The following is a 14,035-nucleotide window of genomic DNA, read 5'->3' on the forward strand; positions in this document are numbered from 1 at the left end:
AAAGTACACACTGAAATATAAATTGAACCGCCGTATACGGAACCGTATGTACTGGTGGTGTGAGAGGGGCGAAAAGTTATTTAGCTTTTCCCTCTACTCGATTTTTATTTTTCCCACATACTTATCCATTCATCAATGGAAAAGGAGAGAATGGTATTTTCATCTTTTTGTAAACGTATCGCTTCTTGCAGCTTTTCATCGGCTGTTTCGATAAAACGAGTAACCTGCTGGCGTACTTCCTCCGAATCTACAGTACGGTCAAGCCAGTCTTGGAAATGAAGCTTTTTTATCCGTATATCCTCCTGCAGTAACGTAAATGGATGTTTAGAAAATAGTTTTTTCCATTCGGAGATTTTTTTGGCACGTTCATGACTGGGATCACGCATGGCTTCCAGCTGATTTAAAAATTGATCAGCTGCATCCTCCTCTGGAGCTACATTATCAACAAATAAACATTTTCCGCCAGGCTTCAACACACGATATACTTCTTGAATAAACTTCTCAGGTCGTGGAAAATGATGGGCCGCGATACGGCAGGTGATGATATCCATAGAGTCATCCAGAAAGGGAAGTTCCTCTGCATCAGCAATAATCAGCAGGATGTTATCGTTTTCATTTATGCTATTTCTCACACCTGTCAGCATGGATGGAGTTAAATCGGTTGCGATAACTTGTTTGGCGAAGGGAGCTAACGTTTTTGCGACCTGACCTCCTCCTGTTGCTATATCTAAAATGATTTGGTCAGTGGATGGCTTTAACCATTCCGTGATTTTTTGTAAAGCGGCGGGGTTGCTATGTGTACGGCTGTTGACATAAGCATCCTTCCTTTTTGTGAATAATTCTTTGTTCTGCAATTTTTTATCCATTTAACACCGTTCCTTTCTTAATTTTCAGTAGAAAGTAAATTTCATGAGCAATTCATGCTGGAAAGTCTTCTTAAACTGATGTTATATGATATACTTGGATAAGTAAAATACTATATTATAATCAAAAATGATAACCTGTACTTATCGGAGGTTTTTGCTATGCGGATGGATGATTATGAAATCCTTTTAAAACTCTATGAAATTGGCACGATAAGGGGAACAGCAAAAGCGATTCTCATTTCCCAGCCAGCGGTTACCCAGCGTTTGAAATACATGGAGAACTATTTTGGAGAAGAGATATTTATACGAACATCAAAACGTTTATTACCCACACCTGCTGGAGAACAAATTATTCAGCATGCCAAAGAAACGGTGGAAAAGGAACGGCAATTTAAAAATCGTTTAGCAGAGACGGGCGAAGCGATACAAGGTACGCTGTCGATTGCCTGTTCTTCGTTGATCAGCCAGCGTTACTTGCCGGACATTTTAGGGGAATACACTGCTGCCTACCCCAAGGTAACGATTGATTTAGTAACAGGCATCAGTGAAAATATCAAACAAAATCATAAGCAATATCATGTATGCATTATTCGCGGGGAAAAATTAAAAGAAACGACCTCGGTCCATTTGTTTGATGATCCGCTCTATATTTTTGATACAGAACCATTTCCGGAGCAAGCTTTAAAAGAAAGACCTATTATTTCCTTTAAGAGTGATGACAGCATGCATGAGCTTGTCGACAGCTGGTTGTTTGAACAGCAGAATTACATTAAACCGCAAAAAAAGATGACCGTGGATCAAATCGAAACGTGTAAACAGTTTATGAAGCAGGGAATTGGCATGGCCGTGTTGCCCGGCAGTGTCTCAAATCATCTGAAGGAGCACTATCCGTATATTCCTTTATTTTTAGAGAAAAAGGCAGTAACCCGAGATACATGGGTCTGCTTCCAGGAAGGGATCCGCCAGCTCCCGCAGGTCGATCATTTTCTTCGGCTGCTGGAAAATTATGATTTTGTCGCAGTGTAACTGGCTGGGCCTGCGATTACTCGTCCCATCGAAAGGCTTTTGTAAGACTCCCGCTTCAAGAATAGGGAGAAACCGAACATTCTAAGTAGGAGATCTAACAGCCAACGGCCCGATTGGTTCAACTAACATTCAGTGGGGTAGAAAAGGCCTCCCACTGAATGAAGTTTCACTTTATCGCAGATTAAAATAAAGTATCTTTAGAAAAAAGGTTTAAAGAAAATGAATAAAGGAAATAGTACCATTAGATTAAATGATAAAGGAGCAGTGATTTCAATGAGTAATATTATTTTCAGTTCAAAAGCAACCGCACAAAACGGCAGAGACGGACATGTAAAATCAGATGATGGGATTATCGATGTTAACTTAGTTAATCCAGCCGGAAATAAATCAGATGAAAAAGGCTCCAACCCGGAACAGCTCTTTGCTGCTGGTTACGCAGCTTGCTATGATGGGGCACTTAATTTAATGGCATCCAATCAGGGAAAAAATATTACGTCAGAAACAACAGCAGAAGTTCATTTTATGAAAGACCCTGCTGACGACGGCTTTAAAATCGGCGCAACTCTGCATATCAAAATAGAAGGCGTTGATCAGAAAGAAGCGGAAGAACTGGCAGAAGCTGCGCATCAATTTTGTCCTTATTCGAAAGCAACGAGAGGTAATATTGATGTTGAACTGAAACCGACCGCAGTTTAAAAATCTATGTATAAAAAAATTCCAGCCGATAAAGGCTGGATTTTTTTATACATAGATTACTGATTTTTCATCCCCTGCTGCAAGGAAACCATTTCCTCTCCAAGCGCTTGAAGCCTTTCCAAAACACGTTCATCAATAATTTCATCACTGTCCATATTAAAAGCACTATTATGGACAAACACATTCCCGGTTGGAACTAAGCCTTTAAAATAAGACAGAATCGATCTTAGATGATATTCCATGACAAGAAAATGCCGGTCTGACCATCCAGTAGCAACCATTCCCGTTACTTTATGTTTAAAAGTGTATTCCGGTAAGTGGTCAAACAGATTTTTTAACGCTCCAGAAATCGATGCTTGATAAATTGGAGTCCCAAACACAAGGAAATCAGCGGAAGCAATTTTTTGAACTACATCCCAGGTATCTTCATTATAGTCTGCCAAGGGAGCACCGTTAAAAAAGTCGATTTCATAATCCCTTAAGTCCACTAATTCCGTTTTTATGGATGAATCGAAACGGCGAGCGTGGACTAGAATCTGATTAACAACAATCGATGTTTTATCTCCTGCAAGTGCACCTGATATTCCAACAAGTTTCATATATTTTAACCTCTTTTCCAGATGATTTTAATTAATAATTATAGTATGAGTTTATCATTTAGAAGGAGAAGGCTCTAATTTAATGATTGGTTTAGGCGATAAATCCGGATGATATTTTATTCATAAAAATTTGGTGTATCACGTCAGAGAAATGATACACCAGATTTTTATTTTACTTTCAGTTGATCCACCATCTCTTTTTTCGGCGTCACAAACAATGTTTTTTGATTATCATACGTCACGTACCCGGGTTTCGAGCCATTCGGTTTTTTTACGTGGCGAATCAACGTGTAGTCTACCGGTACAGAAGAAGATTGCTGGGATTTACTGTAATAAGCAGCTAAAACAGCAGCCTCCTCTAATGTCTTTTCATTTGGCTCTCTGTGCCGGATGATTACGTGTGAACCGGGAATGTCCTTCGTATGGAGCCAGATATCATCGCGGTGTGCCAGCCGCATCGTGGCGTATTCATTCTGTTTGTTATTCTTCCCGACTAAAATCGTTGTGCCATCAGAAGACTGGTAGATTTCAGGTTTTGGCTTCTGCGGTTTTTTCGTCTTTTTCGAAGCACGCTGTTTTCGCAAATATCCTTCTTCCCGGAGTTCCTCGCGAATTTCTTCAATATCATCGGTACTTGCTACATCCAACTGCTGCAATAACTGATCGAAATAAACGATTTCTTCGTTCGTCCGTTTGATTTCTGTTTCCATCATCTTACGGGAATTCTTCAGCTTCTGATAGGTTTTGAAATAAGTCTGTGCATTGCCGCTTGGTGATTTATTCGGGTTTAACGGAATAGTGATTTCTTTTTGATCCGGATCATAATAATCTACAACGGAGATTTCTTTTTGGTTCGGCTTGACTAAATGCATATGCGCAGTTAAAAGCTCCCCCATTTTTTGATAATGATCTGCCCGTTCAGATTTTTCTACCGTCTGCCGATGTTTTTTCAGCTTGCGGACGTTTTTATCCTGTTCATTTTTAATAAAGCGATAGAGGTCTTTTGCCTGCTGCTTGACCCGGTCCCGCTCGGCTTTGCCGGAGTAAAAGGCATCGAGCATTGTATTGACCTCTTCAAAAACCGTGTCTGCTGGTTCATCTGGAAAAGACAGTACATGAAAATCTTCTTTTGGTTCCTGATAGATAGCAGGCTGATAATCATTTTCCTGTAATTGCTTCTGAACAAGGGAAAGCATATTCTCAAAATCCTGATTCGTGCCAAGGTGGACACGCTCGATCATTTTTTTCGTCACAAATGGGGAAAAGCCTTCTAATAACCCAAGCAGCTGTTTATCCATTTTGCCAGCATTGAAATCTAATTTTTTCACAATGGAATCACTGTCGGTATCTAAAATGGAAAGCTTATGCTGGTCAGGCGGCAGCTGATACTGCTGACCCGGCAAAATCATCCGGTGCCGGTTTTGGGACAGAGAAACATGCTTCAGGCTGTCAATAATATGCCCCTTTTCCTGGTCGACTAAAATAAAGTTACTATGCTTGCCCATGAGTTCGATAATTAATTGTTTATAACTGATATCTCCTATTTCATTACGAGTCCGGATAGTAAATGTAACGATTCGCTCCATTCCTTTTTGTTCGATCTGTTCAATTACACTTCCGGTCAGATGCTTCCGCAGCACCATACAAAACATAGGAGGTTCTTTCGGATTGGTATAGGAATCGTTCGTAATATGAAAACGGGCATAGGTGGGATGGACAGAAAAAAGCAGGCTGTGGTTTACAGACTGGCTGCGGACTGTCATCACAATCTCTGTTTCCGATGGCTGATAGATTTTATTGATTTTTCCTCTTTCTAATTTCGTTCTTAATTCTTCTGTAACCGCTCTTGTTACAATACCGTCGAATGGCATAAGTAATCACCTCATCGGCAATTATAGCATCTTTTTAGATGTTGAGGCATAGAAATGGATTAAGTGCTTGTACAATTTATGTCTGCCGGAGGAATGTATAATGAAATGGTATCAGCTTACAACCGAAAAATTAGAAGAGACATTACAAGTAAAATCGAATGTCGGGTTAGGAGAGAAGCAGGTTGCGAAAAGACGTCAGCAATATGGCGAGAATGTTCTAGCAGCGAAGAAAAAAATACCTGGATGGATTTTGTTTTTAAAGCAATTTCAGGATTTTATGGTATTAGTTTTATTAGCTGCCACGTTGATAGCCGGATTATTAGGGGAGTATATTGATGCGATTGCGATCATGGTGATTGTATTAATTAATGGAATCATTGGTTATTTTCAAGAGCAGAAAGCAGAAAATTCACTAGAAAAACTGAAAGAATTATCTGCGCCGATAGCCAGTGTCAGACGAGATGGACAGTGGGTCAAGATTCCATCCAAAGACATTGTGGTAGGAGATATTGTCCGGTTTACAAGCGGGGACAGGGTTCCAGCAGATGTAAGAGTGATTAAAACAACCAGCCTGGAAACCGAGGAGTCTGCTTTGACAGGAGAATCCCTTCCTGTTGCGAAACATACCAAAGAAATTAGAATGGACGGATTAGAAGCCCAGGATCAAGTGAATATGGCTTTTATGGGGACATTAGTTACACGGGGATCAGGTGAAGGAATTGTTGTCGGTACAGGAATGAAAACAGTCATGGGACAGATTGCCACGTTGTTGGATAATACCAAGAAGACCATTACACCGCTTGAAATGAAATTGGCCGAGCTGGGGAAAATCCTGATTGTTGTCGCCTTATTCTTAACGATACTCGTGGTCGGGGCAGGGATATTCCAAGGGCACCCAATGTATGAAATGTTTTTAGCAGGAGTTTCCTTAGCGGTAGCTGCTATTCCTGAAGGACTGCCGGCGATTGTTACGGTTGCTTTATCACTTGGTGTCCAGCGGATGATTAAAAAGAAAGCCATTGTAAGAAAGCTTTCAGCGGTAGAGACACTAGGATGTGCCTCTGTTATTTGTTCGGATAAGACAGGCACCATGACAGAAAATCAAATGACAGTGAAGGAAGTATATATAAATGGAAAAACATTATATGTTACCGGGGACGGATACCAGACACAGGGAGATTTTTTATCTAATCAGAAGAAGGTAGAGGATTCTCATTCTAATTTAAAATCGATGCTGCTATATGGCATGCTGTGTAATCATGCCTCCATTTCTACAAAAAAAGGAAAGAATGTAGTGGATGGCGATCCGACAGATGGTGCGTTACTTGTTGCAGCATATAAATTTGGTTTTCATGAAAATGATAAACAGCCTTTTCGGATTATCAAAGAAATACCATTCGATTCCGATCGAAAGCGGATGAGTGTCGTAATAGAAGATGATAATGGCATGCGTTTATTGATTACAAAAGGTGCACCGGACATGCTGCTGCCGAGGTCATCCCATATTCAAACAAAGAATGGAAAGACTGTTTTAACAAAGGAACAGAGTAAACAGACAGAACAAGCAATGGTAGGGATGGCGGAAAAAGCACTCCGAACGATTGCGATAGGTTTTCGGGTATTATCCCCTTCCGATTCATTAGATACAGCATTGCTGGAAGAGGATTTGACCTTGATTGGCCTGTATGGGCTGATGGATCCTCCTAGAAAAGAAGTAAAAGCAGCCGTTCGCGAATGTAAAGAAGCCGGAATCAAAACGGTGATGATAACAGGGGACCATGCGCATACGGCAAGAGCAATTGCAAACCATTTAGAAATTCTTCCAGAGAGCGGGAAAGTATTGGAAGGAAAAGAATTAACACAGATGTCAGACGCTGAATTAGTGGACACGATTGAAGATACGTATGTTTTTGCACGTGTCACGCCAGAGCATAAACTTCGAATCGTCAACGCCTTTCAAGAAAAAGGACATATTGTTGCAATGACAGGAGATGGTGTCAACGATGCACCAGCGATGAAAGCAAGTGATATAGGCATTGCAATGGGAATAAGTGGAACAGATGTCACAAAAGAAGCATCATCGCTCGTGTTAATGGATGATAACTTTGCAACCATTAAATCGGCTATTCAGGAAGGCAGAAATATTTATGAAAATATTCGTAAGTTTATCCGCTATCTGCTGGCTTCCAATGTAGGAGAAATTTTAGTGATGCTCTTTGCTATGCTGCTTGGACTGCCGCTCCCGCTTGTGCCTGTGCAAATACTATGGGTGAACTTAGTGACAGATGGACTGCCGGCCATGGCATTAGGTGTGGATCAGGCGGAAGGAGACGTCATGAAGCGGGGACCCCGGAATCCACGTGAAGGCATTTTCTCCCGAGGGCTCGGTTACAAGATTATCAGCAGGGGAATTTTGATTGGGGTTGTCACCTTAATTGCATTTATTGTTGCTTACCAGAATGACCCAAGCAATTTAGTCTATGCGCAGACTATTGCTTTCTCAACTCTGGTGGTAGCACAATTAATTCATGTATTTGACTGCCGCAGCGAAAAATCTATTTTTGCAAGAAATTTGTTTGAAAACAGATACCTGATTTTAGCTGTACTGTCGTCCATGCTGCTGCTCTTAGTTGTTATTTACTTCCCGCCGATTCAGCCGATTTTCCATACCGTCAGCTTGTCTGTGGTTGACTGGTGCCTGATTGTCGGACTGGGAGCATTACCGACCGTATTATTTGGATTTACTAAAAGATAAGACAGGAAACAGCTATCCCATTTATTATGATAAGGCGGATAGCTGTTTTCATTATTTAAAATGTGTATTACAATATTTGCAGGCACTTATATAAAACGGATAAACCAAGCAATTCAAAGCCTGTAAATCTCACTCTATTTTCCTATTTCTTGGTTTTGCTCTTGTAACAAAAAAGTTTATAGTATAAAATTCAATAAAGATACAGTATAATGGTACTATTATAGATAGAAAAGAAATGGCAGGGGGAAAAATTTTGAATCTAAGTTTAATAAATATTGGCTTTGGTAATGTTGTTTCCGCAAACCGCATTATTTCTATCGTGTCTCCGGAATCAGCACCAGTAAAACGAATTATTACGGTCGCCAGAGATAATAATAAGTTAGTGGACGCTACCTATGGCAGACGTACCAGAGCTGTTATCATTACGGATAGCGATCATGTTGTATTATCTGCAGTGCAGCCTGAAACAGTAGGACAACGGCTTGTGACAAACGATGAAATTGCAGACGAATAACGAAGCTGGAAATTAGGAGGAAATGGTTTGATTAAAGAGAAAGGCATTTTATTTATTTTATCTGGTCCATCAGGAGTAGGAAAAGGTACAGTTCGTAAAAAATTATTTGAGGAAGAGTTAGATCTTCAATATTCTATTTCCATGACAACCAGAGACAGAAGAACCGGGGAAGTCGATGGTGTCGATTATTTTTATAAATCCCGTGAAGAATTTGAAAAGCTGGTGAAAGAAGGCGAGCTTTTAGAATATGCCCAGTATGTAAATAATTATTATGGGACTCCGAGAAAATATGTAGAGGAAACAATTGAAAAAGGACTTGATGTTTTTCTTGAGATAGAAGTGCAGGGAGCAATGCAAGTGAAGAAAAATTTCCCTCAAGGTGTATTTATCTTCCTATTCCCTCCTAGTTTAGAAGAGTTGAAAAATCGTATCGTTAATCGTGGTACAGAATCACAGGAACTTGTTTTAAACCGTTTGAAGGAAGCTCGCAATGAAATAGAAATGATGGATGCCTATGATTATGTTGTCGTCAATGATCAGGTAGAAACAGCAGTTGATAAAGTAAAAGCAATTATCAAAAGTGAGCATTTAAAGCGGGAAAGAATCGCAAAACAATATAAGCAAATTTTGGAGGATGAGTTATCATGATGTTAGAACCTTCTATTGATTCACTGCAAACGAGAATTAAATCAAAATACAGTTTAGTCACTTTATCGGCCAGAAGAGCGAGAGAACTGAGCGAAACAAATGAAGTTTTAGTAGACCGTCCCAAATCGCATAAATTTGTTGGGAAAGCATTAGAAGAAATTGAGGCTGGAAAGCTTTATATTAAAAAATAAATGTAAATTACAGAACAATAAAGACCTTTGCACAGCGAATAATTCTTCATACAAGAATTGTTCGGGGTGCAGAGGTTTTTCTATTTGCAGCGGAGTTGTTTTAAATTTTGCCCGGCCTCTTTTCCAAGCCTTCATTCGGCAGAGAAAGCCTATTATATGTTATAACTATGTATAGAGAAGATAAAAAAATGTTGAAATATGTTTTTAAATGTAAATGCTTATTTAGCATACGAATACGTGAAGAAAAATCATAGAGAGGATGTTTTCCATGCTCCATCAGAAAAAAATACTTTTAGGTGTTTCAGGCGGTATTGCTGTCTATAAGGTAAGTGCGCTTGCAAGTAAGCTGACACAGCTTGGTGCGGAAGTGAAGGTTATCATGACAGAAAGTGCGACGGAATTTGTTACACCGTTAACCTTCCAGGCATTAACAAGAAATCCAGTGTATACAGATACCTTTGATGAAAAAAATCCAAAGAAAATAGCGCATATTGATTTGGCGGACTGGGCGGATATCGCCATTATTGCTCCGGCAACAGCGAATATTATTGCAAAGATGGCCCATGGGCAGGCAGATGATATGCTCTCCACCACCATGCTGGCAACGCAGGCTGAGGTATATATTGCTCCGGCAATGAATGTGCATATGTATGATCATCCGGCTGTTATCCAAAACATGAAACAGCTTGAAAAGTGGGGGTACCATTTTATCGAGCCGGGTGATGGTTATTTAGCCTGCGGTTATGTCGGAAAAGGCCGTCTGGAAGAACCCCAGGAAATTATTTCTGTGTTGGAACGTCATCAGCAGAGAACACTCGATATGCAGGGGAAAAAGGTGCTTGTCTCTGCCGGACCGACAAAGGAAATGATTGATCCGGTACGTTTCTTCACCAACCGTTCCTCCGGAAAAATGGGTTTTGCTTTAGCTGAAGCAGCTGCAGAACGGGGCGCAGATGTTACGTTAGTTGCGGGACCTGTGTCGATAGAGGCGCAGCATCCATCGATAAAACGAATCGATGTTGTTTCTGCCAAGGAAATGTATGATGCGATGAACGAGCAGTTTGCTGATAAAGATATTGTCATCAAATCAGCTGCGGTAGCCGATTACCGTCCCAAAGAGGTACAAACATCTAAGATGAAGAAAAAAGAAGGCGATGATGTAATAACTCTGGAACGGACAGAGGATATACTAAAAAAACTTGGAGAAAGAAAAGAAAATCAATTTTTAGTCGGATTTGCTGCAGAAACAGACACCCCTATTGAATATGGACTGGGAAAACGGAAGAAGAAAAATTTAGATGCTATTGTTGTCAATGATGTCAGCCGTGAGGGAGCAGGATTTGAAGGAGATACAAATATTGTTTCCTACATTAATAAGGCGGAATCGGTCATTGAATTGAAGCAGGCCACCAAAAAACAGATAGCAGTCCAGCTCTTAGATTGTATTTTACAAGATATGAAGGATGATTCCATTTGAAAATTGCCAGTGTCATCGTTGATGTGCCGACAAGTGCAACGAATCAAACATACGACTATTTAGTTCCAGAAAAATATCATGAAATCATTACTCCCGGTATGCGCGTCACTGTGCCATTTGGACCGCGGAAGATTATGGGGTTTGTTGTCCAATTAAAGAAGGAAACACATTTATCAAAAGTAAAAGAACTGCATGAGGTGTTAGATATAACACCTGTTTTAACAGAGGAACTGCTCCAGCTGGGGAAATCAGTCGCCAAAAAAACACTTAGCTTATATATTACCGTATTTCAAACGATGCTGCCCCAGGTATTAAAATCCCAGTACACGAAGGATTTGGTACGGGAGACAGACGAATTTCTCAGCCCGGAATTAGAGGATTTGTTTGCAGGCAGAGAATCCATTTCATTTGAAGAATTCACAGCTTCTTCTATCAGCTATTATCAATTACAAAAACAAATAGAAGCTGGAAATATTACGATTTACTATCATGTGAAGTCAAGAATTACGAAAAAACAGCTGACCATGGTGCAATTGGATGTATCAGAAATGCGTGCCATGGAGGCGTTAGAGGATTTATCCAAGCAGGCAAAAAAACAAAAAGAGCTGATTCAATTCTTTATTGAGTATCCGGAGCCGATCGAACAGGCGAAATTAATTCAAACTTTAGGCACCTCTGCTCAGACTGTGAAAACGTTGGTATCCAAAGGGATTGTAAAGACATTTCAGCAGGAAGTATTCCGTGATCCTTATAAGAATCAGCCAATTGAACAGACAGAAGCATTCGAACTTACGGAAGAACAGGCGGAGGCCATCAAACCGGTGATGGCCTCTATTGAGAATCAAGAGGATAATATATTTCTATTACATGGTGTTACCGGAAGCGGTAAAACAGAAATTTATCTGCAATCAATCCAGCATGTGATTTCAAAAGGACAGGAGGCGATTGTTCTTGTTCCGGAAATTTCGTTAACGCCGCAGATGGTCCGCCGCTTTAAAGGCCGATTCGGATCCAGTGTAGCAGTTATGCATAGCGGTCTTTCTGCCGGAGAAAAGTATGACGAGTGGAGAAAAATTCAGCAAAAGCAGGTGCAAGTGGTTGTCGGTGCCCGCTCTGCGATATTTGCTCCTTTTTCAAATATTGGTATTATTATTATTGATGAAGAGCATGAAACAACCTACAAACAGGAAGACCAGCCAAGGTATCACGCCCGGGACGTTGCGATAGAAAGAGCGGTCAGTCATCGCTGTCCGGTTGTGCTTGGCAGTGCAACGCCTTCGTTAGAAAGCTATGCCAGAGCTAAAAAAGGTGTCTACAAACTGTTAACACTTGCCAGCCGTACGAATCAGCAGCAAATGCCAAGTGTTGAGATTGTCGATATGCGCAAAGAACTGCATGCCGGCAACCGGACCATGTTTTCTACGTCGCTGATGGAAAATATGAAGGCTTGTATGGAGCGTGGAGAACAGATTGTACTGCTCTTAAATCGCAGAGGATATTCGACGTTTGTGATGTGCCGTGATTGCGGCCATGTATCCGAATGTCCACATTGTGATATTGCATTAACTTATCATAAGAACTCACATCGGCTTAAATGTCATTATTGTTCCTACGAACAGGCGGTTCCAGCACATTGTCCATCCTGTGAAAGTGATTCTATCCGCTACTTTGGAACAGGTACCCAGCGGGTGGAAGAGTCCCTGGCGAAGCTTCTGCCGGAAGCTCGCGTGATTCGGATGGACGTGGACACAACGAGACGCAAGGGTTCTCATGAAAAATTATTAAAACAGTTTTCAGAGAAGAAAGCAGATATTTTACTAGGGACACAGATGATTGCCAAAGGCTTGGATTTTAAAGATGTGACATTGGTCGGAGTGTTATCAGCAGACTCGATGCTGCATCTTCCTGATTTCCGTGCCTCCGAGCGTACTTTTCAATTATTGACGCAAGTAAGCGGTAGAGCAGGCAGACATGAGCTCACGGGTAATGTAATTGTGCAGACCTATACGCCGGAGCATTATAGTGTGACATATGCTGCCGGCCACAATTTTTTAGATTTTTATCAGCATGAAATGGCTGTCCGAAAAGCATTTCAATATCCGCCGTTTGTTTTCCTTGTATTAGTCACCGTATCGCATGAAAATCATGCCCGGGCCGTACAGGTTACGGGGGAGATTGTAAAGCAGCTGAGTGAGATTGTGTCACCTGGAACAACTATTTTAGGCCCGACACCTTCCACTATTGCACGGATAAAAGATAGATATCGGTATCAGTGCATGATAAAATACAAGCATGAACCTGACTTAATAAACTATTTAGAACAAATTCAATCGGCATATGCTGATGAGATACGGAAGCAGACGCTGCAGTTGTTCATCGATATGAAGCCGTATTATATGATGTAAGGAATTTAATTTAACTGGAAGGAAATGAGGGAATAAATTTGAAACGAATCGTTTTTATGGGGACACCAGACTTTGCTGTCCCTGTTTTACAAAAAATTATCGAAAATAACTATGAAGTTGTGCTTGTTGTAACCCAGCCGGACCGGCCGAAAGGAAGAAAAAAAGTTATTACCCCGACTCCGGTCAAAGAAGAAGCCTTAAAACATGGCATAGAGGTATTTCAGCCTGAAAAGCTAAAGAATGACTTTCAAGCGCTGGCAGATGCAAAGCCGGACCTGATTATAACGGCAGCCTACGGGCAAATCCTGCCTAAGGAGGTGCTGGATATAGCACCATTTGGAGCAATAAACGTACATGCTTCCCTGCTTCCGGAACTGCGCGGCGGTGCGCCGATTCATTATTCCATTATACAAGGGAAGCAGAAGACAGGAGTAACCATCATGTATATGGCGGAAAAACTGGACGCGGGAGATATCCTGACGCAGGTAGAAGTAGAGATAGAAAACACCGATCATGTCGGAACATTGCATGATAAGCTGGCAGAAGCTGGCTCAGACTTGCTTATTCAAACCCTGCCTGATTTATTTGCTTCTAAAATAACACCTCAGAAGCAGGACGAAGCATTAGCAACCTTCGCATCAAACATTAAACGGGAACAAGAAAAGATTGACTGGAATAAACCCGCCGCAGAGATTTATAATCAAATAAGAGGGCTCCACCCTTGGCCTGTTGCATTTACTACCTATCAAGGCAAGGTAATGAAAATCTGGTGGGGAGAAGAAGCAGCAGAAAGCTCATCGTCCAAACCGGCGGGGGAAATTATCTCGAAGGACAGTTCTTCTTTTACAGTGCAGTGCGGACAGCAAACAAGTATAAAGATAACGGAGATTCAACCTGCCGGAAAGAAGCGCATGAACGTAAAAGATTATTTGCAGGCTTCTCAGGACAGGATTCAAATCGGCGTCATACTAGGAGAATAAAATAATT

12 protein-coding genes are annotated in these 14,035 nt (G+C 41.0%); 9 read left to right on the forward strand and 3 right to left on the reverse strand.

Annotation, left to right across the window (positions count from 1 at the left end; translation table 11 throughout):
- Window positions 1–104: 104 nt before the first annotated feature.
- Complete coding sequence (locus tag ACFO3P_RS20950; protein WP_193063342.1) at window positions 105–866, reverse strand: class I SAM-dependent methyltransferase; 762 nt, start codon at window positions 864–866, stop codon at window positions 105–107.
- A gap of 159 nt (window positions 867–1,025) precedes the next feature.
- On the opposite strand from ACFO3P_RS20950, the gene ACFO3P_RS20955 reads away from it, so the two are divergent.
- Entirely contained in the window at window positions 1,026–1,892 is an 867-nt protein-coding gene (locus ACFO3P_RS20955; protein ID WP_042535137.1) for a LysR family transcriptional regulator, read from the forward strand.
- A 273-nt stretch (window positions 1,893–2,165) separates the two neighbouring features.
- Window positions 2,166–2,588 (forward strand): organic hydroperoxide resistance protein, encoded by a 423-nt coding sequence (locus ACFO3P_RS20960; protein ID WP_042535135.1) that lies wholly within the window; start codon window positions 2,166–2,168, stop codon window positions 2,586–2,588.
- Between the two features lie 56 nt (window positions 2,589–2,644).
- Here the strand turns inward: ACFO3P_RS20960 and ACFO3P_RS20965 are convergent, their stop codons facing one another.
- Both ACFO3P_RS20965 and ACFO3P_RS20970 read right to left on the reverse strand, forming a co-directional pair.
- Window positions 2,645–3,187 carry an NADPH-dependent FMN reductase gene (locus tag ACFO3P_RS20965; RefSeq protein ID WP_193063344.1) on the reverse strand — a complete coding sequence of 181 codons (543 nt, stop codon included), beginning with the start codon at window positions 3,185–3,187 and terminating at the stop codon, window positions 2,645–2,647.
- A 167-nt stretch (window positions 3,188–3,354) separates the two neighbouring features.
- The gene (locus ACFO3P_RS20970) at window positions 3,355–5,058 is read right to left on the reverse strand and encodes an Rqc2 family fibronectin-binding protein (RefSeq protein WP_193063346.1); all 1,704 of its coding nucleotides are present in this window, start codon (window positions 5,056–5,058) and stop codon (window positions 3,355–3,357) included.
- Between the two features lie 100 nt (window positions 5,059–5,158).
- Here ACFO3P_RS20970 and ACFO3P_RS20975 point away from each other — a divergent pair, with 100 nt between their 5' ends.
- From ACFO3P_RS20975 to fmt, 7 genes are all read left to right on the forward strand, one after another.
- On the forward strand, window positions 5,159–7,813 hold the full coding sequence (locus ACFO3P_RS20975; RefSeq protein WP_193063348.1) for a calcium-translocating P-type ATPase, SERCA-type: 2,655 nt from the start codon (window positions 5,159–5,161) through the stop codon (window positions 7,811–7,813).
- Window positions 7,814–8,066: 253 nt separating this feature from the next.
- Window positions 8,067–8,327 carry an extracellular matrix/biofilm regulator RemA gene (gene remA, locus ACFO3P_RS20980; RefSeq protein WP_042535126.1) on the forward strand — a complete coding sequence of 87 codons (261 nt, stop codon included), beginning with the start codon at window positions 8,067–8,069 and terminating at the stop codon, window positions 8,325–8,327.
- Between the two features lie 27 nt (window positions 8,328–8,354).
- Window positions 8,355–8,975: a guanylate kinase gene (gene gmk, locus ACFO3P_RS20985; protein ID WP_042535124.1), complete on the forward strand. Its 621-nt coding sequence runs from the start codon at window positions 8,355–8,357 to the stop codon at window positions 8,973–8,975.
- Window positions 8,972–9,166 carry a DNA-directed RNA polymerase subunit omega gene (rpoZ, locus tag ACFO3P_RS20990; RefSeq protein WP_084613001.1) on the forward strand — a complete coding sequence of 65 codons (195 nt, stop codon included), beginning with the start codon at window positions 8,972–8,974 and terminating at the stop codon, window positions 9,164–9,166. The genes gmk and rpoZ overlap by 4 nt, the downstream gene beginning before the upstream one ends.
- 268 nt (window positions 9,167–9,434) lie before the next feature.
- Window positions 9,435–10,643: a bifunctional phosphopantothenoylcysteine decarboxylase/phosphopantothenate--cysteine ligase CoaBC gene (gene coaBC / locus ACFO3P_RS20995; RefSeq protein ID WP_042535122.1), complete on the forward strand. Its 1,209-nt coding sequence runs from the start codon at window positions 9,435–9,437 to the stop codon at window positions 10,641–10,643.
- On the forward strand, window positions 10,640–13,048 hold the full coding sequence (priA, locus tag ACFO3P_RS21000) for a primosomal protein N' (protein WP_289584552.1): 2,409 nt from the start codon (window positions 10,640–10,642) through the stop codon (window positions 13,046–13,048). Before coaBC ends, priA begins: the two co-directional genes overlap by 4 nt.
- 38 nt (window positions 13,049–13,086) lie before the next feature.
- The gene (fmt, locus tag ACFO3P_RS21005; protein ID WP_175297071.1) at window positions 13,087–14,028 is read left to right on the forward strand and encodes a methionyl-tRNA formyltransferase; all 942 of its coding nucleotides are present in this window, start codon (window positions 13,087–13,089) and stop codon (window positions 14,026–14,028) included.
- Window positions 14,029–14,035: the final 7 nt, after the last annotated feature.

It is taken from the genome of Oceanobacillus aidingensis, assembly GCF_042654105.1.
In the GTDB taxonomy this organism is placed as follows: Bacteria; Bacillota; Bacilli; order Bacillales; family Amphibacillaceae; genus Oceanobacillus; species Oceanobacillus oncorhynchi.